This is a genomic window from Ensifer adhaerens (genome assembly GCF_028993555.1).
In the GTDB taxonomy this organism is placed as follows: domain Bacteria; phylum Pseudomonadota; class Alphaproteobacteria; order Rhizobiales; family Rhizobiaceae; genus Ensifer; species Ensifer adhaerens_I.
This window is the reverse complement of the sequence record NZ_CP118610.1, coordinates 2,474,965-2,499,716: the sequence shown is the minus strand read 5'-3', so window position 1 is coordinate 2,499,716 and position 24,752 is coordinate 2,474,965. Positions and strand designations below refer to the sequence as shown.

Below are 24,752 nucleotides of genomic sequence, written 5' to 3'. Positions count from 1 at the left end.
GATCGCCCATACACGGTCGGCTTCCCTTCCGATCTCGCCCTGTAACGGGCGACGCGCATTTTCCTCGGCGCCCTTAGTTTCCGGCGCTCTCCATCCTTCGCGTCTTCAGGACACGCTCCAGCCAACCGATCTCCATCTCCGGTACCGACTTCAACAGGAGGTCGGTATAATCGTCGAAGGGCGGCGACAGCACCTTCGACTTCGGCCCGAAGCGCACGAGGCGGCCGCGGTGCATGACCGCTACGCTGTCGGCGATCGCACGGACGATGGCGATGTCGTGGGTGATAAAGACATAGGAAACAGCGGTTTCCTCCTGAAGCTTCAAAAGCAGATTCAGGATGCCTTCGGCCACCAACGGATCGAGCGCCGAGGTCGGCTCGTCGCATAGGATCAGCTCGGGCTTGGCCGCCAAGGCGCGTGCGATCGCCACGCGCTGCTTCTGCCCGCCGGAAAGTTCGGCCGGATAGCGATCGAGGAAGCGGCTGCCCATCTCGATTTGGTCCAGGAGCTCGTTCACCCGCTCCGTCTTCTTCTGGCCGTGCAGGCCGAAGTAGAAGGAGAGCGGCCGGCCGACGATGTCGCGCACCGTCTGGCGCGGGTTCATCGCGGTATCCGCCATCTGGTAGATCATCTGGATGCGGCGCAGCTCGTCATTGCTGCGGCCCTTCAGGGCGCGCGGCAGTTCCTTGCCCTCGAAGGTGATGCGGCCCTCGGTCGGCGGCAAAAGGCCGGTGATGACGCGGGCAAGGGTGGACTTGCCCGAGCCGCTTTCGCCGACGATCGCCAGGGTCTGCCCCTTCGGTAGATGCATCGAAACGTCGTGCAGCACCTTGAAGCCATTGGCGTAGCCGGCGCTGATATGTTCGATCTTCAGCTGCGTCCCGGTCTGATCAGGCGCTTCATCACGCTTGGTCTGACGCACGCTGACGAGCGCGCGGGTGTAATCTTCCCGCGGCGCCTCGATGATCTGCTGGGTGCTGCCGTATTCCACTGTCTTGCCGTGGCGCAACACCATGATGTCGTCGGAAATCTGGGCGACGACCGCGAGATCATGGGTGATGTAGAGTGCCGCCGTATGCGTCTCCTCGATCGCATGCTTGATTGCGGCCAGTACGTCGATCTGGGTCGTCACATCGAGTGCGGTCGTCGGCTCGTCGAAGACGATCAGCTCCGGATTGGGGCAGAGCGCCATGGCGGTCATGGCACGCTGCAGCTGGCCGCCGGAGACCTGATGCGGATAGCGCTCGCCGAAGGTTTCGGGATTGGGCAAACCCAGCACTCGGAAGAGATAGAGCGCCCGCTTCTTTGCCTCCTCGCGGCTCATGATGCCGTGGCGGAGCGACGCCTCGATCACCTGGTCGCCGAGCCTGTGGGCCGGGTTGAAGGCGGCGGCCGCCGACTGTGCGACGTAGCAGACACGGGCGCCGCGGATGGAGCGGATGCCGTTCCTGTCGAGCGTCAGGATGTCCTTGCCGTCGAGCAGGACCTTGCCGCCGGTGATGCGCACGCCGCCGCGGCCGTAAGCGAGCGCCGAAAGCCCGATGGTCGACTTGCCAGCGCCGGACTCGCCGATAAGCCCGAGCACCTTGCCCTTCTCAACGTCGAAGGAGACGCCCTCGACGAGGGTGACGACCTTGGGCGGCTCGCCCGGCGGATAGCTGGTCGCTTCGATCTTGAGGTTCTTGACGGAGAGCATCTCAGGCATCGCCGCGTCCTCCCTTGAGGCTGGAGGTTCTCTTCATCAGCCAGTCGACCACCAGGTTGACGCAGATCGCGAGTGTGGCGATCGCGGCCCCCGGGATGAGCGCTGCCGAGATACCGAAGATGATGCCGTCCTTGTTGTCCTTGACCATGCCGCCCCAGTCCGCTGCCGGCGGCTGGATGCCGAGGCCGAGGAAGGAGAGGGTGGAGAGGAACAGGATCGAGAAGGCGAAGCGCAGGCCGAACTCGGCCAAGAGCGGCGACAGCGTGTTCGGCAGGATCTCGCGGAAGATGATCCAGAGCGAACCTTCGCCGCGCAGCCGTGCCGCTTCGACGAACTCCATGACCGCGACATCGAGCGCAACGGCGCGGCCGATGCGGAAGACGCGGGTACTGTCGAGCACCGCCATCACCAGGATCAGGATCCACAGATGCTGCGGCAGCACGGCGAGAACGACGAGGGCGAAGATCAGTGTCGGGATCGCCATCATCAGGTCGTTGAAGCGGGAGAAAAGCTGGTCGGTGAAGCCGCCGACGACGGCCGCCGTGAAGCTCAGGAGCATGCCCAGCGAGAAGGAGAGCACGGTTGCCGCCAGCGCCACGAAGATCGTGGTACGGGCGCCATAGATCAGACGCGAGAGCAGGTCGCGGCCGAGATTGTCGGTGCCGAGCAGAAAGTCGCCGCCGGCCGGAAGCCAGACGTCGCCGACGACGTCGCGTTCGCCGAAGGGGGCGATGACGGGTGCAAAGACGGCGCAGAAGATCGCAATCGCGATGCCGGCGATGCCGATCCAGGCGCTGAAGGGGATGGATCTCAGGTTCATCGCGGATGCCTCAGTCTCGGGTTGGCGATGATCGCGAGAATGTCGGCCGCCATGTTCAGGAAGATGTAAAAGGCGGCAAAGATCAGGCCGCAGGCCTGAACGACCGGCATGTCACGCACGGTCACCGCATCCACCATGTATTGCCCCATGCCGGGATAGACGAAGACCACCTCGACAACGACGACGCCGACGACGAGATAGGCAAGGTTGAGCGCAATGACGTTGATGACCGGCGCCACGGCGTTGGGAGCCGCATGGCGCGCGATGATGCGGAACATGCCGAGGCCCTTCAACTCCGCCGTCTCGACATAGGCCGAGGACATGACGTTGAGGATCGCAGCCCGGGTCATGCGCATCATATGGGCGAGAACGACGAGAACGAGCGTTGCGACAGGTAGCGCGATCGCCGAGAGCCGCTCGGTGAAGCTCATGCTGTCATAGACGGTCGCGGGGAAGGTCGCGACGCCGTATTTGACCGCGAAGAACATGATCAGCAGATAGCCGACGAAGAACTCGGGCAGGGATATGGCCGCAAGCGAGACGACGTTGATGATCTTGTCGGGCAGCCGGTTGCGGAACTGCACCGCCAGCATGCCGAGGCCGACGGCGAGCGGTACAGACACGAAGGCCGCGAAGAAGGCGAGGAACAGCGAGTTTCCGAGCCGCTTGCTGATCTGCTCGCCGACCGAGTTCTTGCTGGCCCAGGAGGTGCCGAAATCGCCCTGAACGGCGCCGCCGAGCCAGGAGAGGTAGCGCTCGGTCCAGGGCTTGTCGAGGCCGAGATCCTTGCGGATGTTTTCAACCGCCTGCGGCGTTGCCGACTGGCCAAGATACGTGGTGGCGAAGTCGCCCGGCAGCGCCTCGATGCCGCCAAAGATCATCAGAGATACGGCAAAGAGAAGGCCGACGCTCAAGCCGAGGCGCTGCAGGATCAGCGCCGCGAGAGGGCGACGGAAGGTGAAGCGCCGCCAGAAGGTGCCACCGATTTCGCTTTGGCTGGCGGCAGGGTTGGGTTTTGCTGGTACTCCGGAAAGTTCGGCAGACCGCGGGTGTGTTGCACCCGCGGTTCCATCCGTCGAAACCGGACCAGTGAGCGGTCCGCTTTCCATCATCATGCGTCCAGCCAGACCCGGGTTGCGACGTAGCCGTTCGACATGTCGTTGCCGATATCGTGCACGTAGCCCTTCACCTGCTTGGTGGAGGCGTTCACGAAGTCGTTGAACATCGGCAGGATCAGGCCGCCTTCGTCACGCACCGTCATGGCCATGGTACGGTACATGTCCTTGCGCTTTGCCTCGTCGAGCTCGGCACGGGCTTCGAGCAGGAGCTTGTCGAAGTCCGGGCGCTTGAAGCGGGTGTCGTTCCAGTCGGCAGTCGAAAGATAGGCGGTCGAGTACATCTGGTCCTGGGTCGGACGGCCGCCCCAGTAGGACGTCGAGAAGGGCTGGACGTTCCAGACGTTGGTCCAGTAGCCGTCGCCCGGCTCGCGCTTGACCTCGATCTCGATGCCCGCCTTTTTGGCGCTTTCCTGGTAGAGCACGGCCGCGTCGACCGCACCCGGGAAGGCGACGTCGGAGGTGCGCAGGAGGACCGGACCGCTGTGGCCGGACTTCTTGTAGTGGAAGGCCGCCTTGTCCGGGTCATAGGCCCGCTGCTCGATGCCTTCGGGGAAGAGGGCATAGGTGTCGTTGATCGGGAAGTCGTTGCCGACCTTGCCGTAGCCGCCGAGGATGCGCTGGACCATGGTTTCGCGGTCCATCGAATATTTCAGCGCCATGCGCAGGTCGTTGTTGTCGAAAGGCGCCGTGTTGCAATGCATGATGAACACGTAGTGGCCGCGGCCTGACGTGTTCAGGATCTCGACCGTCGGCGCCTTCTTCAGAAGGTTGACCGTCTTCGGGTCGACGCGGTTGATGTAGTGCACCTGGCCGGACGAAAGGGCGGCGATGCGAGCGGTCGCATCGTTCATGGCGATCAGTTCCACCGAATCCACGTAGCCGCGGTCCGTCCGCCAGTCGTCGGCGTTGCGCTCGAAGGTGGCGCGAACGCCGGCCTCGAAGCTCGTGACCTTGAAGGGGCCGGTGCCGATCATCGCGTCCGGCTTGTCGATGCCGCCACCGGGCTGGATGATCAGGTGGTAGTCGGTCAGAAGCAGCGGCAGGTCGGCATTGCCTTCCGTCAGCACCAGCACCAGCTTGTCGCCGTCGGCCTTGATCTCCTTGATCGACTTCATCACGCCAAGCGCGCCGGACTCCGACTTTTCGTCGGTATGGCGCTGCAGGGTCTTGATGACGTCGTCGAGCGTCAGTTCCTTGCCGTCATGGAATTTCACGCCCTTGCGGATGGTGAAGGTCCATGTCGATGCGTCGGCGGACGGCTCCCAGGATTCGGCAAGCGCCGGCACCGGTGCACCCGTTGTCGGATGGCTTTCGACCAGCATGTCGCCCCAGTTGCGGCCGACGACGAACATGAACTGCGACAGTGCCTTGGCCGGGTCCTTCGAGTCGGTGGCCGCTGCACCTTCAAGGCCGAGTTTCAGATGGCCGCCGCGCTTGGGCTCCTGCGCTGCAGCGCTGGTGGCAAACAAAGTGCCGGCCGTCGAGGCGAGAATGCCGGCAGCAGCCGCGCGGCCGAGAAACTCGCGCCGGTTCATCTTGCCGAGCATGACCTGTCGTGTGAGGTAATCCTTGTAATCGCTCATTCCCCTGTTCCCTTCTGTGTCGGCATTCGCCGTTCGTTGTGGTTGTTAGAGATTGCTGCGTATCGCCATTGTATCGATGGCTTTCGGATCGGCCCGGACGGCCGCTTGTTGCTGGTCTGGGTGCCTTTTCTCCTTCCTTCGACCGGGCGCGTCTCGTTCAGATCGATAAGCGTAATCGCTGGAACGGTTCTTGTAACGCCCTAAATTACAATTTATTTCCATAAGCTAGGCTTATGGATGCGTGTTCAATGGCGCGCGATGTTGCCCGCGCGTCTCGTCACGTCCCGATGCCGGTTGTCCGGCTCTGTTGCCTGCGCCGCCAAGGGTTGGCGGGTACTGCTCAAGGCGTAACGCGGGCAAAAAACTGCCCACATTCTTCACCCCGCTTTAGCGACCCTTCCACACGGGGTCGCGCTTCTCGGCGAAGGCGCGTGCGCCCTCCAGCTGGTCTTCGCTCGAATAGAGAACGTCGACCGTCTTGAACTGTCGTTGGGTGATCTTGTTCATGGTCGTTTGGAATGCTTCGCCCTCGGCGGCACGGACCACTTCCTTGATCGCGGCATAGACCAGTGGCGGGCCGCTTTCGAGCAGGCGCGCGAGCTCCCAGGCGCGTTCCATCAATTTGCTTGCCGGCAGGATCTCGTTGACGAAACCCCAACGATGCGCTTCGGCCACGTCGAGCCAGCGGCCGGTCAAAAGCATGTCCATGGCGATGTGGTAGGGGATGCGCTTCGGCAGCTTGATCGAGGCGGCATCCGCAACCGTGCCGGAGCGGATCTCGGGCAGCGCGAAAGTGGCGTGTTCGGCGGCCAGGATCAGGTCGGTCGAAAGCGCGATCTCTAGGCCGCCGCCGCAGCAGATGCCATTGACGGCGGCGATGATCGGCTTGTTGAGGTCACGCAACTCCTGCATGCCGCCGAAACCGCCGACGCCATAGTCGCCGTCGACCGCGTCACCGTCGGCAGCCGCCTTCAAGTCCCATCCCGGACAGAAGAATTTCTCGCCGGCGCCGGTGATGATCGCGACACGCAGGCTGTCGTCGTCGCGGAAGTCGCGGAAGATTTCGCCCATCACCCGGCTGGTCGCGAGATCGATGGCATTGGCCTTCGGCCGGTCGATCGTGACTTCGAGAATGCCGCCTTCGCGGCGTGTAAGGATCGGTCCGGTCATGAGGGTCAGTTCCTCCGGCGAATGAGAGCGTCGGCGGCAACGGCACCCTGGCCGTTCGGCAACACCATCAATGGATTGATATCGAGTTCTTCGAGATTCGAAGCGTTTGCAACGACATAGGATGCCGCTGCGGCGACAGCGTCGGTCAATGCAGCGAAATCGCCGGCCGGAGCGCCGCGATAGCCGTCGATGAGCTTGTGGATCTTCAGCCCGCCGATCGCCTCGCGGATCGCTTCCGGCGTCGTCGGCAGCGTCAGGATGGCGGAATCGTCGAGCAGTTCCACGAGGATGCCGCCGGCGCCGATCGTCAGCACGGGGCCGGCGACCGGATCGCGCATGGCGCCGATGATGAGTTCGGCAACGGGTTTGGCGACCATCTTCTCGACCAGATAGCCCGAGGCGACCGCGGCCATGGCCTCAGCCGCCGCGTGTACTTCGTCGCGGCTTGAAAGGTTGAGCTTCACGGCACCCGCTTCGGTCTTGTGAGCGACACCGAGGCCTTTCAGCACGACCGGGAAACCGAGCGCTTCGGCAGCCGCTGCGGCCTCTTCGGCGGTTGCCGCGGTCTTGCCCTTCGGCACGGCGAGGCCGGCGGCAGCAAGCTCCAATTTGGCCTGATGCTCGCTGAGCGTTATGGGTTCGCCAGCGGCGCTACCGCCGCCGTCGAGCAGACGCGGCGGGACGGGCCTTGCCCAGACAGCGCCGATGTCAGCCGCGGTCTCGATCGCAGCCAGTGCCTCCTCGATGCCGAAGAAGGGTACGACGCCTGCCTTCATCAGGAAGAGGGCGGTTGCCTCCGGCATGTTCTCGCCGAGGCTTGCGACGATACCGGCGCGGGCGCCGGTCGCCCGTGCCGCGTCGATCACCGCATGGCAGGTGGTCTCCCAGTCGGCCGGGTCGCAGCGGTCAAGGCGGGGGAAGTCGAGCACGAGCAGATTGATCGCATAACCGCCCTTCATCATGGCGGTGAAAGCGGTCGTCTGCTTCTCGCGGTTGCCCCAGACGAAGGTGTGGTAGTCGAGCGGGTTGGCGATGGTCACCATCTCGCCGAGCGCGTCCTTCAGGGGCTTCTTTTGCTCGTCGCGCAGCGGGCGGTAGTTGACCCGGTAGCGCTCGCCGGCATCCGCCATCAGCGAGGCCTCACCGCCGGAGCAGCTCATCGAGGAAATGTCGCGGCTGTCGAGCGGGCCTGCCACATGCAGCAGCTTCAGCGTTTCCAACAGGGCGGGCAAGGTGTCGACGCGGCCGATGCCGAGGCGGGCAAGCAGCGCCGAGGAGACACGGTCGTTGCCGGCAAGCGACGCGGTGTGCGAGACGGTGGCAAGCTGGGCTGCTTCCGACTTGCCGACCTTCAGCGTAACGACGGGCTTGCCGAGTTCGCGTGCTCGCGTCGCCAGCCGCTCGAGGGCGGCCACGCTGTCGAAGCCTTCGATATGCAGGCCGACGGCGGTGACGCGCGGATCCTCAAGCACGGCGCAGGCGATGTCGGACAAGCCCGTCTGCGCCTGGTTGCCGGCGGTCATGACATAGGCGAGCGGCAGGCCGCGCGTCTGCATCGAGATGTTGCAGGCGATGTTGGAGGATTGCGTCAGGATCGCAACGCCCTTTTCGACGCGCTGCATGCCGTGCTGGTCCGGCCAGAGCAGGGCGCCGTCAAGCATGTTGATGAAGCCGTAGCAATTCGGTCCGACGATCGGCATGGCGCCGGCAGCCAGCACCAGCGCCTCCTGCATGTCGTTGCCGTCGTCAAGTTCGCTGGCCGCCTCGCGAAAGCCGGAGGCGTAGCAGACGGCGCCGCCTGAGCCGCGGGCAGAGAGATCGCGAATGATGTCGATCGTCAGCTGCCGGTTGACACCGACGAAGGAGGCATCCGGTGCGCTGGGCAGTTCGGCAACGGAGCGGTAGCACTTGCGGCCGAGGATCTCGGCCTCGCGCGGGTGCACCGGCCAGATCTCGCCGGTAAAACCCATCTTGTCGCATTGTTCGATGACGCGCCGCGCTTCCTTGCCGCCGAAGACGGCGATCGAGCGCGGGCGGATCAGGCGGTCGAGGGAGCGGGTCATCGGCCGATCACGCTCCCAGCGGCCGAAGCAGGTCACGGCTGATGATGTGGCGCTGGATCTCCGATGTGCCGTCCCAGATGCGCTCGACGCGGGCGTCGCGCCAGAAGCGGGCGAGCGGCAGGTCGTCCATCAGGCCCATGCCGCCGAAGATCTGGATCGCCTCGTCGGTGACGCGGGCAAGCATCTCGGTGGCAAAGACCTTGGCGGACGCGATCTCGCGGTTCGACGGCAGGCCGTTGTCGAGCCGCCAGGCGGCCGACAACGTCAGGAGATCGGCGGCGTCGATCTCGGTGATCATGTCGGCGAGCTTGAAGGAGACGCCCTGATTGGCGCCGATCGGCTTGCCGAATTGCTTGCGGTCGGCGGCATAGTTGAGCGCATAGTCGAAGGCGCGACGCGCGCGGCCGACCGAGGTTGCCGCCACCGTGAGGCGGGTGGCAAACAGCCAGTCGTTGGCGACGTCAAAACCCTTGTGCACCTCGCCGAGGATCTGGGACGAGGGCAGGCGGCAATCGTCGAAGGTCAGGATGCAGTTGTTGTAGCCACGGTGGGAAACGGAGTTGTAACCCTTGCGGATCTCGAAGCCGGGCGTGCCGCGGTCGACGAGGAAACAGGTGATCTTCTTCTTCGGGCCGCGTGGCGTGTCCTCTTCACCCGTCGCGATGAAGACAATGACGAAATCGGCGATGTCGGCATGGCTGATGAAATGCTTGGTACCGTTGACGATCCAGTCGTCGCCGTCCTTGCGGGCAAAACACTTCATGCCGCGCACGTCGGAGCCGGCATCCGGCTCTGTCATGGCGAGTGCATCGAACTTGTCGCCCTTGACCGCGGGCAGCAGATACTTCTCGCGCTGCTCGGCATTGCAGGCCATCAGGATGCCCGAGGGGCGACCGAAGAATACGGTGAGGCCCATGGAGCCGCGGCCAAGCTCGCGCTCGACGAGGGTAAAGGAGGTGTGGTCGAGGCCGGCGCCGCCGACTTCTTCGGGGAAGTTGCAGCCGAAGAAACCGATCTCCTTGCACTTGCGGGCGATTTCCTGGCCAAGCTCGCGCGGCACGATACCCGTTCGCTCGACCTCGTCCTCGTGCGGATAGATTTCCGTTTCGACGAAGCTCCTGACCGTGTCGACGATCATCTGCTGTTCTTCGGTCAGTGCGAAATTCATTGTTCTCTACCCCTCGTTTTCGCGCCGCTGACGTCCATGCCGCAAAAGAGATATGCCTCCTCAAGCCTCCCTTCCTTGCGGTGCGCAGCCCCGCCGCCGGTGGCGAAGCTGCTTGTTGGTTGCCTGCCGCTGTTGCGGTCAGGCGCGCTTCTGGCCGACGAAGCGGCCTACACCGTCCGGTGCCGGCAGTTGCGCATGCGCTTCGGCAATGGCGGCGAGCTTGCTCAGCACGTGCGCCGGTGCAGGCACCGCCTTGCCGGCCTTGCTGTCGACATGCAGCGCCATCTGTTCTGCGGTTGCGACCGCCTCGTTGGTCTCGGCGTTGTAGATCGTCGAGAAGATGTGCAGGCGCTTCTCATCGGAGGAGAGCACCTGGCAGGTCGAATAGAGGGCGTCGCCGAGCTTGGCCTCGCCGAGGTTCCGGATATGGGTCTCGACCGTGTAGTAGCTGTGGCCGTCGCGCACATAGTCGAGATCGACGCCGATCAGGCGCAGCAGGCCGTCGGTCGTGTCGCCGAAGACCTGGAGATAGCGGTGCTCGGTCATGTGGCCGTTGTAGTCGACCCAGGCAGCACTGACCTTGGTGTCGACGATGCGCAGCGGCTTGACGTCGCCGAGGTCGGCTTCCGGCTTCTTGGCGTTCGCCCAGAGCTTGGCTTCGAAATCGGCGAGCAGCTTGCCCGCACCCCAGCCTTCGCCGCCATTGCCTGATTTCAGCGCATGCATGATGCCGACGAGGTTTTCGTCGCGGATGCGCTCGAGTTCGCGGATCGAGCGGCCGGCGGCCTGCGCGTCCGACTGGGCGCCGATCTTTTCGACCAGCGCATCATCGAGGTCGACGACATCGGTAAACTTCGTCCACGGCCATTTGAGGCACGGACCGAACTGGGCGAGGAAGTGGCGCATGCCGGCCTCGCCACCGGCGATGCGGTAGGTCTCGAACAGGCCCATTTGCGCCCAGCGCATGCCGAAGGAGTAACGCATGACGTTGTCGAGCGTCTCGGTATCGCAGATGTCGTCCTGGATCAGCCAGAGCGCCTCGCGCCACAGAGCTTCGAGCAGGCGGTCGCCGACGAAGGCCTCGATCTCCTTGGCGATGACGACGCCCTTCATGCCGATCTGCTCGACGCCCAACATGGCGCGCTCGATCGTCGCTTTGCTCGTCTTCTTGCCACCGACGAGTTCGACCAGCGGCAGGAGGTAGACGGGGTTATAGGGATGCGCCACGAACATGCGTTCGGGGTGGTGCATCTCGGACTGGAGATCGGAGGGAAGCAGACCCGAGGTGGAGGAGCCGATCAACGCATCCGGCCTTGCGGCCGCGTCGATCTTGGTGATGACGCCGCGCTTCAGTTCCAGCCGTTCCGGCACGCTTTCCTGAATCCAGTCAGCACCTTCGACCGCTTCCTCGATGCTCTTGCAGAAGGTGAGTTTTCCCTTCGGCGGCAGCGGCGCCATTGTGAGCATCGCATAGGCGCGCTCGGCATTGGCCATGACTTCGCCGATGATGCGTTCGGCTTCCGGATGCGGATCGAAGATCTTTACGTCGATGCCGGCAAGCGCGAAGCGCGCCACCCAGGCGCCACCGATGACGCCGCCGCCGACACAGGCTGCTTTGGTGATAAAGCTCATGATTGTTCTGTCCCTGCTCAGCGCTTCGTCAGCTTCAGTTTCTCGCGGACCTCTTTCGGTCCGATGATCTTGGCGCCCATGCCCTCGATGACGCCGACGGCCTTTTCAACGAGCTGGCCGTTGGTGGCGAGCTGACCCTTGCCGATATAAAGGTTGTCTTCGAGGCCGACGCGGACGTTGCCGCCGGCAAGGACCGCCGCTGCCGGATAGGCAAGCGCGTTGCGGCCGATCGAGAAGGCCGAGAAGGTCCAGTTGGCGGGCACGTTGTTGACCATCGCCATGAAGGTGTTGAGGTCATCAGGCGCGCCCCACGGAATGCCCATGCAGAGCTGGATCAGCACCGGATCCTCGATCAGGCCTTCTTCGGCGAGCTGCTTGGCGAACCAGAGGTGGCCGGTGTCGAAGGCTTCGATTTCGGGGCGCACGCCAAGGGCGGTCATCTGGCGGGCCATTTCGCGCAGCATCGACGGCGTGTTGGTCATGACATAATCGCCCAGCGAGAAGTTCATGGTGCCGCAGTCGAGCGTGCAGATCTCCGGCAGACATTCGGCGACATGGGCGACGCGTTCGGTGGCGCCGGCCATGTCGGTGAATTTCTCGTTGACGGGCAGGGGGCTTTCGACATTGCCGAACACTAGGTCGCCGCCCATTCCGGCGGTCAGGTTCAAGACGATGTCGATATCGGCGGAGCGGATGCGGTCGGTCACTTCCCGGTAGAGATCGAGCCTGCGGGACGGCGCGCCGGTCTCCGGATCGCGAACGTGGCAGTGGATCACGGCAGCACCCGCCTTGGCCGCCTCGACCGCCGCTTCGGCGATCTGTTTCGGCGTGATCGGAACGTGGCTGGATTTAGAAACGGTGTCTCCCGAGCCGGTGACGGCACAGGTGATGAATACCTCGCGGTTCATGCTGAGCGGCATTGCTGTCTCCCTTTTATTGACCCCATTACGAGCCAAGAAAGACTGCACTGCTTTTCATTATCGGCTTCATCTTATACATTATCGGCGATGGGGCGGAGAAGTTTGGGCATGGATCAGAACGTTTCGCAGGTGCAGCACGTCGATATCCTGGTGCTGCCGGAGACCAATCTGATCCTCGTCGCCTCGGTCATCGAGCCGATGCGCGCCGCCAACCGCATCGCCGGGAGACCGCTCTACGACTGGACGATCTACAGCCCGGATGGCGAACCGATCGAGACGAAGAGCGGCATTCCCATTCCGGTCTCGGGTGCCTTTCGGCCGCAGCGCGAGACATCACCTCTCTTCATCCTCTCCAGCTACAACTGGGAGCGCAGCGCCACCTCGCAGTTGAAGATGCTCCTGTCGCAGACCGCCCGGCACCGTGAACTGATGGCCGGCATCGAATCGGGTTCCTGGCTGCTTGCCGAAACCAGCCTGCTCGACAATTTCAGAGCGACGACCCACTGGGAGGATTTCGAGGACTTCACCACCAGCTATCCGCAGGTGACGATGGTGCGCGAGCGCTTCGTCATCGACGGCAAGCGCATTACCACAGGCGGATCCCTGCCGACGCTCGACCTGATGCTGGAGCTCATTCGTCGGGCGCATGGCTATTCGCTGGCGCTCGAAGTCTCGCGCCTGTTCATCTACGAGCAGGAGCGCACCCGCGGCGACCTGCTGCAGATGCCGGCGATCGGCAACATGCGCATCCTTGATCCGCGCGTCGGCGCGGCCGTGAAATTGATGGAGGAAACGGTGGAGGCGCCCTTGACGCTGGCGCGGCTTGCCCGTCGCATTGGCGTCAGCACGCGCCATCTGCAGGACCTCTTTCGTGACACGATGGGCGTTGCGCCGCACGAGCATTACCTGGCGCTGCGTCTCAATGCGGCGCGGCGCAAGGTGATCGAGACGCGTCTGGAATTTGCCGACATCGCCGCGATCTCCGGCTTCAATTCGTCGTCGTCCTTCTCGCGCAGCTACCGCGCGCATTACCGCGAAAGCCCGAGCGAGACCCGCCGGCGGCTGAAACTGAAGACCTGAGATCGTTCCTCGCGCAGTGATTCAAGAAGGGCGGTTTGCGGATTCGTTTCAGGGCTTTGGTGCGGGAAGGTCGGAAACTGATTCCACCGAGGACGGCCGTTCCTGGGTCTGTGCGCCCGCCCGCATCATGGAGATCATCAGGTCGCCGATTTCGCCCGAAAGAGCAACACGCGGCCAGGCGAGCGTCAGGGATTGCCGGTAGGCGGCGCCCAGTCGGATCATTGCCGGCGGGCTGTGCATGCGGGAGAGCGAGGTTTCCGGCAGCACCGAGAGGTAGCCGTGCTGGCCGACGAGGTTGATGATGACAGGAATGGAATCGACCTCGACCAGCGTGATGCGCCGCCGTTCGGCTTCATCAAGCGTGTCGTCGAGGAAGCGCGCGGCTTCCCGCCGCAGACCGCTCCTGACGCTGGGCACGGCGATCGGGCAGGTGGCGAGCAGCCGTGGCAGATCACCGCCCATTTCGAAAAGGGCGGACGCGGGGCCGGCCAGCACCAGCGGTGTCTGCGATACCAGCCGTCCGTCGCAATCGGCGGGAATTTCGGCGACATCGAGCAGCGCCGCATCGAAGCGGCGGCTGCGAAGCCCGGCCAGGAGCTCGTCGGCCGTGGTGCTGGAAATGAACAATGGCTGGCGCGGGCGGCTGCGGTGCCAGTTGGCCAGCAGCGCCGCCAGCATGCGGGCGATCTCGCTTTCCGGACCAAGCGGCATGACGGCGCCGAGGCGCCAGGTGGCAACGTCGCGGCGGAAGCGATCGGCAGAGGCATGCGTCAGCCGCGCCCAGATATCGAGCAGCGCTTCGACGAGAGGGATGATCCGCTCGGCGGTTGCCGTTGTCAGGATGCCGCCATGAAATCGCTCGAACAGCCGGACGCCGAGATGGCGTTCGAGATCCGCGATCTGGCGCGTCAGTTGCGGCTGGCCGAGGCTGAGCGCCTTGGCCGTTGCGCGGATGCTGCCGGAGCGGGCGATCCGGACGAATCGATCGAGTGCCACGAGGCCGATCGGTGGCGCGGGCACGTCCCGGCCCACCGCGGCAAGAATCGCCGCGATTTTGGCCGTCGCCTGTCCGATGTCGGTGGAACGCGTGCGGGCTTCGAGTGTGAGGATGAGAGCGGCACCCTCTCGCCGGAAGAGGGGCATGGAGACCGCCTGCTCGAACCTCTTGACCGCAGCGCTGACGCTTGATGGCGCCCGCTGGCAGCGGACTGCGGCCGCGCGGATACCGCCTTCACGCAGTACCGCATCGACGATCACGATCGTTGCCAGGTCCATCGGGCGGTCCTCTTGCCGAACGAGCGGCCACGCGCGCCGATTGCGTGTCCACAATCCGGCATCACTTGTTCCAGATTTGGGATATAGCACGAGCGGGCGATAAGCGCATAGCATGCATCAAGCATCCGGACGTTTTCGAGCGGCGGTTGCGTGTAAATCCAGGCATCCGCGGGCAGTCTCGAGGTCGAGGCGCGACGCGCGGAAAGGTTCGTGTCCGGCATGCTGCAACAGGTCAAAACCATCGTTCTCTGCGGGAAACCGCTCGACTTCGCGACGCTCGGGGAAATCGGCGCAGGACGGGCGCGGCCTGTGGCGGACGATGGCGGCATGGAGCGGGTGGACGCCGCCCACAAGGTAATCGCCGACCGCATCGCGATGGGGCTGCCCGTTTATGGCTCCAACACCGGCGTCGGCTCGATGAAGGACCGGCTGTGGACCGCCGGTGACCTCGCGGAATTCAACAATTCGCTGGTGCGCGCCCACCATTTCGGAACCGGCGAGTTCTTCGCGCCGGCGATCGTGCGGATGGCGATCGCCATCCGCGTCAACACCGCGATGCGCGGCCACACCGGCTGCAGCCCGGAGCTGATCCGGGCTTTCCTTTCGCTGCTCGAAGCCGACATCATTCCGGCCGTGCGCCGTCACGGCTCGATGGGCTGCGCCGACATCGGCCTGATGGGGCAGATCGCCTCGGTGCTGACGGGCGTCGGCGAGGCCTATTACCAGGGGCGGCTCGTCTCGGCCGAAACTGCGCTTGCCGAAGCGGGGCTGGATCCCTTCATCATGCAGCCGCGCGACGCGCTGGCGGCGCTCAGCGTCAATGCCATCGCCTTTGCCGCCGCCACCAACGTCCTGCGCGAGGCGGCATCGGCGATCCGTGTGCTGCTCGTCACCGGCGTGATGTCGTCGCTGGCGCTTGGTGCGTCCGCCGATCCCTGGCGGGTGGCGGCGACATTGTCGACCCGGGGCGAGGCATTGGTCGGCTCCTGGCTCTATGGTCAGTCCGGCGTTGCCGACTGGCCAGTGCCGACGGCAATCCACGATCCCTTGAGCCTGCGCATGACGGCCCAGGTGTTCGGCGCGGTCGTCGATACGTTGCTGGTCGCAGCCGGCCGGCTGATGGAGCAGACCTATCTCTCCGACGACAACCCCGTCGTGCTTGGCGGGCAGGTCCATTCCTCCGGCGCGTCACTGCCGCTGACGACGACGCTCTATATCGAAGCGGCGCAGATCGCCTTTTCGCATGCAGCACGCAACGTCTTGAACCGTTGCATCCTGCTGTCGAACGGCGGGCGCCGCAATCTCTCGGTCAATCTCGTGGCGCCCGGCGAGGTGGCAACGGGGCTCGGCCCGCTGATGAAGCTTGCCGTCGAGCTCTACATGCGGGTGCAGTCGCTCGCCGTACCGCTTTCGGCGCAATCGATCGTGGTTGCCGGTGGTCTCGAAGAGGAAGCAACCTTCCTGCCGCTGATCGTCGAGCGCATGGAAACGCAGGTGCGCGACCTGCGTCAGCTCGCCGCCATCGAGGCGATGCTGTCGGCCCAGGCGATCGACCTCGTTGGCGACCAGCCGCAAGGCGTCGTCAAGCGCGCCTATGACCAGACCCGCTCGGTCAGCCCTATCTATCTCAAGGACCGGCCGCTCTCGAAGGAGATCGAGGCGCTGCAGGACGCGTTTACCTGCCACGACCTGTTGCGCTCCTTCGTTGCCACCGCGCCGATGCCGGAATTCGACGACTTCTTCGCGCTCGGAAAGTAACCCACGCGTGATCCAATTGGGAGAACAGCATGTCCGATTTCGATCTCGTTCTGAAAGGCACCGTCGTTCTCCCGCACCGGATCGTTGAGGGCGGCCATGTGGCGGTTCGCGACGGCAAGGTGGTGCATGTCGGGCAGGGGGCGGCACCGGCGGCGCGCGAGCGGCATGATCTGGGCAACGCGCTGATCTTACCCGGTGCGGTCGATGCGCAGGTGCACTCGCTGTCGCAGAAGAATCAGGAGGATTTCATCTGGTCGACCCGCTCGGCAGCGGCCGGCGGCGTTACCACCATCGTCGACATGCCCTATGACGAGGGCAATCTCGTCTGCTCGGCTGAGGCTTTGCGCCGCAAGATCGACCATGCAGGGCCGCAGGCGCGCGTCGATTTCGCGCTCTATGGCACCGTTGATCCCGAGGAGGGGCCGGCGCGCATCGGCGAGATGGTCGAAGCGGGTGTCGCCGCCTTCAAATTCTCCACCTTCGGCACCGATCCGAAACGCTTTCCGCGCATTCCGGCCGCGCTTCTCGAAGACTGCTTCCGGGCAATTGCGCCAACCGGGCTTGCCGCCGGCGTCCACAACGAGGATGACGAGGCGGTGCGTGCCGCGATCGACAAGGTCAAGGCAGGCGGGATCACCGACTACCGCGCCCATGGGCTGTCGCGTCCGCCTCTGACGGAACTTCTTGCCACCAACCAGATCTACGAGACGGGTGCGGCCACCGGATGCCCGGCGCATGTGGTGCATTGCTCACTCGGCCGCGGCTATGAGATTGCTGCCGCTTACCGCGCGCAAGGACATGCCGCGACGATCGAGTGCTGCATCCACTATCTGACGCTCGACGAGGAAAACGACGTCCGCCGGCTCGGCGGCAAGGCCAAGATCAATCCGCCGATCCGGCCGCGCGCCGAGGTGGAAAAGCTCTGGCGGCACGTGGCCGATGGCACGGTGACGATGGTCTCGACCGATCACGTCAGCTGGTCGGAAGACCGCAAGACCAATCCGGACATGCTGGCCAATGCCTCGGGCGTGCCCGGTCTCGAAGTCATGGTGCCGCTTTTCGTCAAGGGTGCGCTGGAGCGTGGCATCCCATTGACGCGGGCAGCCGAACTGATGACGCTGAACCCGGCGCGGCATTTCCGCCTCGACCACCAGAAAGGCGCGCTGGAAGCCGGCAAGGATGCCGATATCATCGTCATGACGCCCGAGCCCTATGTCTATGATGCGGCGACAAGCGGTCACAACGTCGTCGGCTGGTCGCCCTATAACGGCATCCGGCTGCCCTGGCGGGTATCGGCGACGTATCTGCGCGGAAGGCTTGCCTTCGATGGCCGGCAGGTTCTGGCCGAACCCGGCGTCGGCCAATTTGTCCGGCCGCTGCCGACCTTGACCTTGCAGGAGGCGAAATGAGCAAGGCTGCTCAAAATGTCCCGACCAATCTGCCTGTGAATGCCAGCCGCATCGCCGGCATCGTCAATGGCCTTGCGGGGATCACCGAGCCGGACCGGCCCTATACGCGCCGCGCCTTCACGCCGCTCTTCCTCGAAGGCCGCGCCTTTCTCGACCGGCGCTTCCGTGCGGCAGGCCTCGAAACCCGGATCGATGCCGCCGGCAACCTGATCGGCAGGCGCAAGGGCAAAAAGTCGGCGCTCGGCACCATCCTGCTCGGCTCCCATTCCGACACGGTGCCGGATGGCGGCCGTTTCGACGGTATTGCTGGGGTGGCGGCGGCGCTCGAAGTGGCACGCGCCTTGACCGATAACGGCATCGAACTCGATCATGACCTGGAGATCGTCGATTTCCTCGCCGAGGAAGTGTCGATCTTCGGCGTCTCCTGCGTCGGCAGCCGCGGCATGGCGGGCGTTTTGCCGGATGGCTGGCTGAGCCGGACGCAGGGTGATTTGAGCCTGCGCCAGGGCATCGTCGAAGTCGGCGGCGACCCGTCGCGGCTGTCGGGCTCGAAGCGTTCGGACATCAAGGCGTTTCTGGAATTGCACATCGAGCAGGGGCCGGTGCTCGAAACCGGCCGTCTGGATATCGGCGTCGTCACCGCGATCTCCGGCATCACCCGCATCGAGATCATCGTCGAGGGACAGGCCGATCACGCCGGCACGACGCCGATGGGTCACCGGCGCGATGCGCTGGTCGCGGCCTCCCGGCTGGTGCTGGAGATCGAGCGGCTGGCAACAGAGCTTTCCAAAGGCGAAGGGCATTTCACCGCGACGGTCGGCGAATTCGCGATCGAACCGAATGCCGCCAACGTCGTGCCGTCGCGCGTGCGGCTGCTGATCGACGCCCGCGCCGAGCTCAGGCCGCAGATGGAGCGGTTCCTCGCTGAGCTTGGGCCGCTTTGCGGGAGCGTTGCCGAGGCATCGGGCGTGGCGATCGCGCCCGCCAATGTGATTTCCGACAACCACCCGACGCCGGGCGATGCGCTGCTGCTTTCGACACTGGAAGACAGCTGCGACGCGATCGGCGCGAAGCACCGGCGCATGGCGTCCGGCGCCGGGCATGACACAGCCTGGATGGGGCGCATCACCCGCTCGGCGATGATCTTCATTCCCTGCCTCGGCGGACGGTCGCATGCGCCCGAGGAATGGGCCGAAAACGACGACATCGCGCTTGGCGCCGCCGTTCTCTTCGACGCGGTGAAGAGGCTCGATAAGAGATTGCAGGAGAAGGTGTGACATGGGCCGGATACTGAAGGAAAAGGACGTCGAGGCGGCGGTCAAGGGCGGGTCGGTCTATGCCGCCGGCGGTGGCGGGTGGGCCGATCATGGGCGCATGCTCGGCTATGCCGCGGTCTCGATCGGCAAGCCGGAACTGGTGTCGATCGACGAGCTTAACGCCGACGACTGGGTGGCGACGGCGGCGGCCATCGGTGCGCCGGCCTCGACCACGCCATGGGAAATGCGCGGCGTCGACTACGTCAAGGCGGTGCAGCTTCTGCAGGAGGCGCTTGGCGAGAAGCTCTCGGGCCTGATCATCGGCCAGAACGGCAAGTCCTCGACGCTCAACGGCTGGCTGCCCTCGGCAATCCTCGGCACCAAGGTGGTGGACGCGGTCGGCGACATTCGTGCGCATCCGACCGGCGACATGGGCTCGATCGGCCTTGCCGGCTCGCCCGAGCCGATGATCCAGACGGCCGTCGGCGGAAACCGCGAGGAGAACCGCTACATCGAGCTGGTGGTGCGCGGCGCCACCGCCAAGGTCTCGCCGGTCCTGCGTACCGCGTCCGACATGTCGGGCGGCTTCATCGCCTCGTGCCGCAATCCGGTGCGCGCATCATACGTCCGGGACAACGCGGCACTCGGCGGCATCTCGCTGGCGCTGGCGCTGGGCGAGGCGATCATTGCGGCCGAGGCCAGAGGCGGCAGCGCCATCATCGATGCGATCGTCAAGACCACCAATGGCGCGATCCTTGCCGGAGGCACGATCACCGACAAATCCGTCGTCTACACCAAGGAAGCCTTCGATATCGGCACGGTGACGCTGGGGAAGGGCACTGACTCGACGGTATTGCACGTGATGAACGAGTATATGGCGGTTGACTCTGCGGAAGGCCAAAGGCTCGCGACCTTCCCCGACGTCATCACCACGCTGTCGCCGGAGGGCGAACCTCTGAGCGTCGGGCAGTTGCAGGTGGGCATGAAGATCTTCGTTCTGCATGTGCCGAAGACGGTGATCCCGCTGTCCTCCAGTGTGCTCGACCCGACGGTTTACCCCTCGGTGGAGAAAGCCATGGGCATCGAGCTTGCCCGCTACGCGCTTTCCGGCCGGACCTGACGGGACGGAGCGATGGCGCGCGATGCCGGACTGGAAGAGCTGATCCGCGAAGAACTCGGCGATCGCGCCGGGCTCTCGGAGAAGGCAATGTTCGGCGGCTGGGCCTATCTGCTTCATGGCAACCTGCTTTGTGGTGCGCGCGAGGGTTCGCTGCTTGTCCGGATCGGCAAGGGCAATGACGGCTGGGCGCTCGATCTGCCCGACATCGAGCTGATGGTGATGAACGGGCGAGCGATGCACGGCTGGGTGCGGGCAGGGGCGGAGGCCTATGGCGACGATGGCTTGCGCAAGCGGCTGCTCGATGGGGCGATCGCGTTCGTGGAGACGTTGCCGCCGAAGTGAACTTGTGCGGGCGGGTTCGCCATCACCTCACCAAGGAGGGTTGGTGATTTGCCCCTCACCCTGACCCTCCCCCGCTTGCGGGGAGAGGGGACGAGGTCGGCGGCTAGCTGCAGAGCGTGTGGCAAGTACTGAGCATTTGCGCAGCCATTACAGGACTCGGAATGTCGCGGTGGTGTGGGTCGGCGCGGCGAGCACAACGCGATCACCTCTCCCCGCAAGCGGGGAGAGGGTTAGGGTGAGGGGCCGTTGTCGCCCGTCACCACAAGCGTGAGGGGCCGCCACCTGCGACGCACAAATGCAAGGGGGCGGCGAACTCCAGCCACGATAAACGAGACGGGCAGCGACCTCCGCCGCCATGAATCAGAGGAGGCCGTTACCTCCGCCACCATGAATGAGAGGGGCAACCACCCCGCAGCCGTAAGTGAGAGGGCCGCCCACACCGCTCACCGACACAACAAAGAGGAACGACACCATGCCCAAGGCCAATCCCCGTCACCCGAACTTTCCGATCCCCGGCGGGCCTGAGTTGCGCGCCAAGGGCTGGCGGCAGGAAGCGCTGCTGCGGCTCTTGGAAAACGTGCTTTCGGTCGGCGAGGATCCGGACAATCTCGTCGTCTATGCGGCGCTCGGCAAGGCGGCGCGCAACTGGCCAGCGCATCGGGCCATCGTCAAGACTTTGATCGAGATGGACGAGGACCAGACGCTGATCATCCAGTCGGGCAAGCCGGTGGGACTGTTGAAGACCCATGCCAAGGCGCCGCTGGTCATCATGGCCAATTGCAACATCGTCGGCCAGTGGGCGAAGGCCGAAGTGTTCTACGAGTTGCAGCGGAAAGGGTTGATCTGCTGGGGCGGGCTGACGGCCGGCGCCTGGCAATATATCGGCAGCCAGGGTGTGATCCAGGGAACCTACGAGATCTTCATGCGCATCGCCGAGCGCCGCTTCGGCGGCGATCTCTCCGGCCGCTTCGTGCTGACGGCGGGGCTCGGCGGCATGGGCGGGGCGCAGCCGCTTGCCGGCCGCATGGCGGGGGCGGCGATCCTCTGCGTCGATATCGATGCGGAACGGGCGAAGAAACGCCGGGAGATCGGCTATCTGCAGGAGATCGCGCCGGATCTCGACGCGGCACTCTCGATGATCGATGCGGCGGTGAAGGACAAGCGGGCGCTTTCCGTCGGCCTCGTCGGCAATGCGGCCGAAATCTATCCGGAGATCGCGCGGCGCGGCATCGTGCCCGATGTGGTGACCGACCAGACCTCGGCACATGATCTCGTCTACGGCTATGTGCCGAAGGGCATGAGCCTCGACCAGGTGAAGTCGCTGCGCGACGATGGCCAGGGGCAGTTGATGGCGGCAAGCCGCGCCTCGATCGTCGAGCACGTGAAGGCGATGCTCGACTTCCAGCAGAAAGGCGCGGAAGTCTTCGACAACGGCAACCTCATCCGCACCCAGGCGCGCGAGGGCGGCGTTGCCAACGCCTTCGACATTCCGATCTTCACCGAAGCCTATCTGCGTCCGCTCTTTGCGCGCGCCATCGGCCCCTTCCGCTGGATGGCGCTTTCGGGCGAAGAAAGCGACATCGCCCGCATCGACAATCTGCTTCTGGACATGTTCCCGGACAACCGGATCGTCACCAACTGGGTCAGGCTTGCGCGTGAGCATATCCCCTTCGAGGGCTTGCCGGCGCGCATCGCCTGGCTCGGCCACGGTGAGCGCACCGCACTGGCGCGGCGCGTCAACGAACTGGTGGCATCCGGCGAGCTCAAGGGGCCGATCGCCTTTTCCCGCGACCACCTCGATGCTGGCGCCATGGCGCATCCGAACATCATGACCGAGCGGATGAAGGATGGATCGGACGCGATCGCCGACTGGCCGCTTCTCGACGCCATGCTGCTCTGCTCCTCGATGGCCGACCTCGTGGTGGTGCATTCCGGTGGTGGTGGTTATGCCGGCTACATGACGAGCTGCGGCGTGACGGTCGTTGCCGACGGTACGGTGGAGGCCGACGAACGGCTCGACCATGCGCTCACCAACGATACGTCTCTCGGCGTGATCCGTTATGCCGATGCCGGCTATGACGAGAGCTTCGAGGAGATCGCCACCAAGGGCATCGGGCATGTGAAGGTGTAAGGACCTGTGGCTTTGCTCTAAGCAGTCTCACACCTGTCACGGCACTCGGGAATCCATTTCAGGATAAAGAACAACGCTCTCCTGCGCGGTTGGCTCGTTGCGCGCCCCGACAAATACCGCTGGTTGGGCAGCTCGATTGACGGCCACGTGCAACACGTTGGCGGGGATGTACAGATAGTCTCCTGGGTGCATCACATCCCGGTGCTGGAGTTGATCGCCACTCCATAGTTCCAGCTCTTCACCGCTCAACATGTAGAAGGCAGTTTCGTGGCGCTCATGCACATGCGCCTTGGTGCGCTTTCCGGGCGGGATCGTAGCGATGCCGAGCCACAGTGCGGTAGAGCCAACTGACTCTGCACTAATGCCGGGCAGGTAATCGGGCCCCTGTTCAGCTTGGTAACCGGCGTCCCCTTTGGATACGAGGGCCTTGCCCCGCGAGAAGCCTGGACGCGCGTCGGTTCGTTCTTCTGAAATCGTCATGTTTCGGTCTCCTCTGTGGTAGTCTGGTCGACCTACGCAAAGGATCGCAAGAAGACCGGCTGGAGTCCTGAATGGGAGGGCGAAAAGTTCCGAATTCTTCCGAAGACGTCGTGGCCGATAGCGTCGAGCCGCAACTGTTCGCGTTCGGGACATTCATCCTCGACATGCAGCGCGGCGCACTGACGTGTAAAGGGCGGCGTGTCGCGATTGGCCATAAGGGCTTGTTGCTGTTGCACGCGCTGGTGCGAGCGTCGATGCAGGTCGTGAGCAAGTCCGCGCTGATGGAAGCAGCCTGGCCCGCGGCTGTCGTCGAGGAGAGCAATCTCTCGGTTCAGATCGCTGCCTTGCGCAAGATGCTGGGCCCTCAACCGGAGGGTAACGAATGGATCGCCACCGTGCCGCGTGCGGGGTATCGTTTTGCCGCCCGGGTGAATAGCCTGCATCCGGTTGCCGCTGATGCGTCGCCGGCACTGCCAAGTTCGCCCGCGAACCGGGGCAGACCATCGATCGTGGTCCTACCGTTTGCGAATCTGAGCAGTGACAAGCAACAGTCGTATCTCGTCGATGGCATCACCGAAGATGTGATCACCGCGCTCACGAGATTTCGGTGGTTTCGAGTCATCGGGCGCAATTCAAGTTTCGTCTACAAGCACAAGTCGGTGAGTGCCAAGCAGGTGGGCCGAGACCTGGATGTCGATTACGTGCTCGAAGGAAGCGTGCGCCGCTCCGGCGGCCGTCTTCGGGTCTCCACGCAACTGGTCGAGACCACCTCGGCCAGCCAGGTCTGGGCCGAACGGTACGACCTGAAAATGGAAGAGGCATTCGCAGTTCAAGACGCCATCGCAGAGAGAGTTGCAGGCGCGATTAAACCAGAACTGCTGAAGACGGCGTCACTCCCCGCGGCGTCGCGGCACACGGGAAATTTGACGGCATGGGAGATCGTGCGGCAGGGGACCTGGTATTTTCACCAGGTTGGCCAGCAGACCCACTTAATGGCGCGAGAGCTATTCAGGGAGGCGCGTCGGCTTGATCCCGAGCTTGCCGAAGCGCATCTCTGGCTTGGTCGCGTGAGCGCAGGCATCGTCGCCTATGAATGGAGCGAGCATGCTTCCAAGGACATCAGGGAGGGTTTGGACGCTGCCCTGGCGGCCGTTCGGCTCGACGAAAAGAACCCGTACACACACTATGCGTTGGCAATCTGCAGCGCGTATGCGAATGCGCCCGAGCAGGCGGTCCTTGCCGCCGAAAGGGCGATCGAGATCAGCCCGAGTTTCGCCCTTGGCCATCTTGTCCTGGGAATGGCGGAGCTGTTCAGGGGGAACGCGTCCGGTGCCATAGCGTCGCTGGAACACGGTCTCATGTTGAACGCCAATGACCCGCAGAACTTCGTCTGGCTGAATTTTCTGGCGCTCGCCCACCTGTTTGCAGGCGATGGAACAAACGCGCTCGCTGCTGCCGTGAAGGCCCAAAAGGTGCGCCCCGGATGGCGGCCGGTCCAAGAAACGCTGGCCTGCTGTTATGCGGCTGCCGGGCGTCTTGCAGAGGCTCGATCATCGCGCGCCTTGATGAGCGAAATGGAGAACGTGTCAGGCGACGCTCTAGAGCCGCTAAGACAGCGCAATCCGCATTGGCAGAAACGATTGACGGAATTGTTGCAACAAATCCCGGGCAACTTGCTTCAGACGCCTCAACCTTCCTGACTTCCTTGCTGCTTGCCATTCT

At 64.2% G+C, this 24,752-nt stretch carries 19 protein-coding genes; 8 read left to right on the top strand and 11 right to left on the bottom strand.

What is annotated here, in order from left to right:
• Positions 1 to 73: 73 nt before the first annotated feature.
• The 9 genes from PWG15_RS12170 to PWG15_RS12130 all read right to left on the bottom strand — a co-directional run bounded on the left by PWG15_RS12170 (position 74) and on the right by PWG15_RS12130 (position 12,179).
• Positions 74 to 1,705, bottom strand: coding sequence for an ABC transporter ATP-binding protein (locus tag PWG15_RS12170; RefSeq protein WP_275020044.1), 1,632 nt, complete (start codon positions 1,703 to 1,705; stop codon positions 74 to 76).
• Positions 1,698 to 2,525 (bottom strand): ABC transporter permease, encoded by an 828-nt coding sequence (locus PWG15_RS12165; RefSeq protein ID WP_275020042.1) that lies wholly within the window; start codon positions 2,523 to 2,525, stop codon positions 1,698 to 1,700. The genes PWG15_RS12170 and PWG15_RS12165 overlap by 8 nt, the downstream gene beginning before the upstream one ends.
• Complete coding sequence (locus PWG15_RS12160) at positions 2,522 to 3,637, bottom strand: ABC transporter permease (RefSeq protein WP_275020040.1); 1,116 nt, start codon at positions 3,635 to 3,637, stop codon at positions 2,522 to 2,524. The genes PWG15_RS12165 and PWG15_RS12160 overlap by 4 nt, the downstream gene beginning before the upstream one ends.
• Positions 3,637 to 5,226, bottom strand: coding sequence for an ABC transporter substrate-binding protein (locus tag PWG15_RS12155; protein WP_275020038.1), 1,590 nt, complete (start codon positions 5,224 to 5,226; stop codon positions 3,637 to 3,639). The genes PWG15_RS12160 and PWG15_RS12155 overlap by 1 nt, the downstream gene beginning before the upstream one ends.
• Positions 5,227 to 5,613: 387 nt before the next feature.
• A complete protein-coding gene (locus tag PWG15_RS12150) occupies positions 5,614 to 6,396 on the bottom strand; it encodes a carnitinyl-CoA dehydratase (protein ID WP_275020036.1) in 783 nt (260 codons plus the stop codon).
• Between the two features lie 5 nt (positions 6,397 to 6,401).
• Complete coding sequence (locus tag PWG15_RS12145) at positions 6,402 to 8,459, bottom strand: acetate--CoA ligase family protein (protein WP_275020034.1); 2,058 nt, start codon at positions 8,457 to 8,459, stop codon at positions 6,402 to 6,404.
• A 7-nt stretch (positions 8,460 to 8,466) separates the two neighbouring features.
• Positions 8,467 to 9,627, bottom strand: coding sequence for an acyl-CoA dehydrogenase family protein (locus PWG15_RS12140; RefSeq protein WP_275020032.1), 1,161 nt, complete (start codon positions 9,625 to 9,627; stop codon positions 8,467 to 8,469).
• Positions 9,628 to 9,765: 138 nt separating this feature from the next.
• On the bottom strand, positions 9,766 to 11,259 hold the full coding sequence (locus PWG15_RS12135; protein ID WP_275020030.1) for a carnitine 3-dehydrogenase: 1,494 nt from the start codon (positions 11,257 to 11,259) through the stop codon (positions 9,766 to 9,768).
• 17 nt (positions 11,260 to 11,276) lie between these two features.
• Positions 11,277 to 12,179 carry a 3-dehydrocarnitine:acetyl-CoA trimethylamine transferase BcoG gene (locus tag PWG15_RS12130; RefSeq protein WP_275020027.1) on the bottom strand — a complete coding sequence of 301 codons (903 nt, stop codon included), beginning with the start codon at positions 12,177 to 12,179 and terminating at the stop codon, positions 11,277 to 11,279.
• Between the two features lie 108 nt (positions 12,180 to 12,287).
• Between PWG15_RS12130 and PWG15_RS12125 the strand changes: the two genes are divergently transcribed.
• The gene (locus tag PWG15_RS12125) at positions 12,288 to 13,259 is read left to right on the top strand and encodes a GlxA family transcriptional regulator (RefSeq protein ID WP_275020025.1); all 972 of its coding nucleotides are present in this window, start codon (positions 12,288 to 12,290) and stop codon (positions 13,257 to 13,259) included.
• 48 nt (positions 13,260 to 13,307) lie between these two features.
• Here PWG15_RS12125 and PWG15_RS12120 read toward each other — a convergent pair whose 3' ends face one another.
• Positions 13,308 to 14,534 (bottom strand): LysR family transcriptional regulator, encoded by a 1,227-nt coding sequence (locus tag PWG15_RS12120; protein ID WP_275020023.1) that lies wholly within the window; start codon positions 14,532 to 14,534, stop codon positions 13,308 to 13,310.
• A 219-nt stretch (positions 14,535 to 14,753) separates the two neighbouring features.
• Between PWG15_RS12120 and PWG15_RS12115 the strand changes: the two genes are divergently transcribed.
• From PWG15_RS12115 to PWG15_RS12090, 6 genes are all read left to right on the top strand, one after another.
• The gene (locus tag PWG15_RS12115; RefSeq protein WP_275024412.1) at positions 14,754 to 16,292 is read left to right on the top strand and encodes an aromatic amino acid lyase; all 1,539 of its coding nucleotides are present in this window, start codon (positions 14,754 to 14,756) and stop codon (positions 16,290 to 16,292) included.
• Positions 16,293 to 16,321: 29 nt separating this feature from the next.
• Positions 16,322 to 17,701: a hydantoin-5-propionate amidohydrolase gene (locus PWG15_RS12110; protein ID WP_275020021.1), complete on the top strand. Its 1,380-nt coding sequence runs from the start codon at positions 16,322 to 16,324 to the stop codon at positions 17,699 to 17,701.
• Positions 17,698 to 18,978: a Zn-dependent hydrolase gene (locus PWG15_RS12105; RefSeq protein WP_275020019.1), complete on the top strand. Its 1,281-nt coding sequence runs from the start codon at positions 17,698 to 17,700 to the stop codon at positions 18,976 to 18,978. Before PWG15_RS12110 ends, PWG15_RS12105 begins: the two co-directional genes overlap by 4 nt.
• A 1-nt stretch (position 18,979) precedes the next feature.
• Positions 18,980 to 20,077 carry a thiohydantoin desulfurase gene (locus PWG15_RS12100; protein WP_275020017.1) on the top strand — a complete coding sequence of 366 codons (1,098 nt, stop codon included), beginning with the start codon at positions 18,980 to 18,982 and terminating at the stop codon, positions 20,075 to 20,077.
• 12 nt (positions 20,078 to 20,089) lie between these two features.
• Positions 20,090 to 20,419 carry a TfoX/Sxy family protein gene (locus PWG15_RS12095; protein WP_275020016.1) on the top strand — a complete coding sequence of 110 codons (330 nt, stop codon included), beginning with the start codon at positions 20,090 to 20,092 and terminating at the stop codon, positions 20,417 to 20,419.
• 472 nt (positions 20,420 to 20,891) lie between these two features.
• The gene (locus PWG15_RS12090; protein ID WP_275020015.1) at positions 20,892 to 22,550 is read left to right on the top strand and encodes a thiourocanate hydratase; all 1,659 of its coding nucleotides are present in this window, start codon (positions 20,892 to 20,894) and stop codon (positions 22,548 to 22,550) included.
• 36 nt (positions 22,551 to 22,586) lie between these two features.
• Here PWG15_RS12090 and PWG15_RS12085 read toward each other — a convergent pair whose 3' ends face one another.
• The gene (locus PWG15_RS12085; protein ID WP_275020014.1) at positions 22,587 to 23,030 is read right to left on the bottom strand and encodes a cupin domain-containing protein; all 444 of its coding nucleotides are present in this window, start codon (positions 23,028 to 23,030) and stop codon (positions 22,587 to 22,589) included.
• A gap of 110 nt (positions 23,031 to 23,140) precedes the next feature.
• On the opposite strand from PWG15_RS12085, the gene PWG15_RS12080 reads away from it, so the two are divergent.
• The gene (locus PWG15_RS12080) at positions 23,141 to 24,730 is read left to right on the top strand and encodes a winged helix-turn-helix domain-containing tetratricopeptide repeat protein (RefSeq protein WP_275020013.1); all 1,590 of its coding nucleotides are present in this window, start codon (positions 23,141 to 23,143) and stop codon (positions 24,728 to 24,730) included.
• Positions 24,731 to 24,752: the final 22 nt, after the last annotated feature.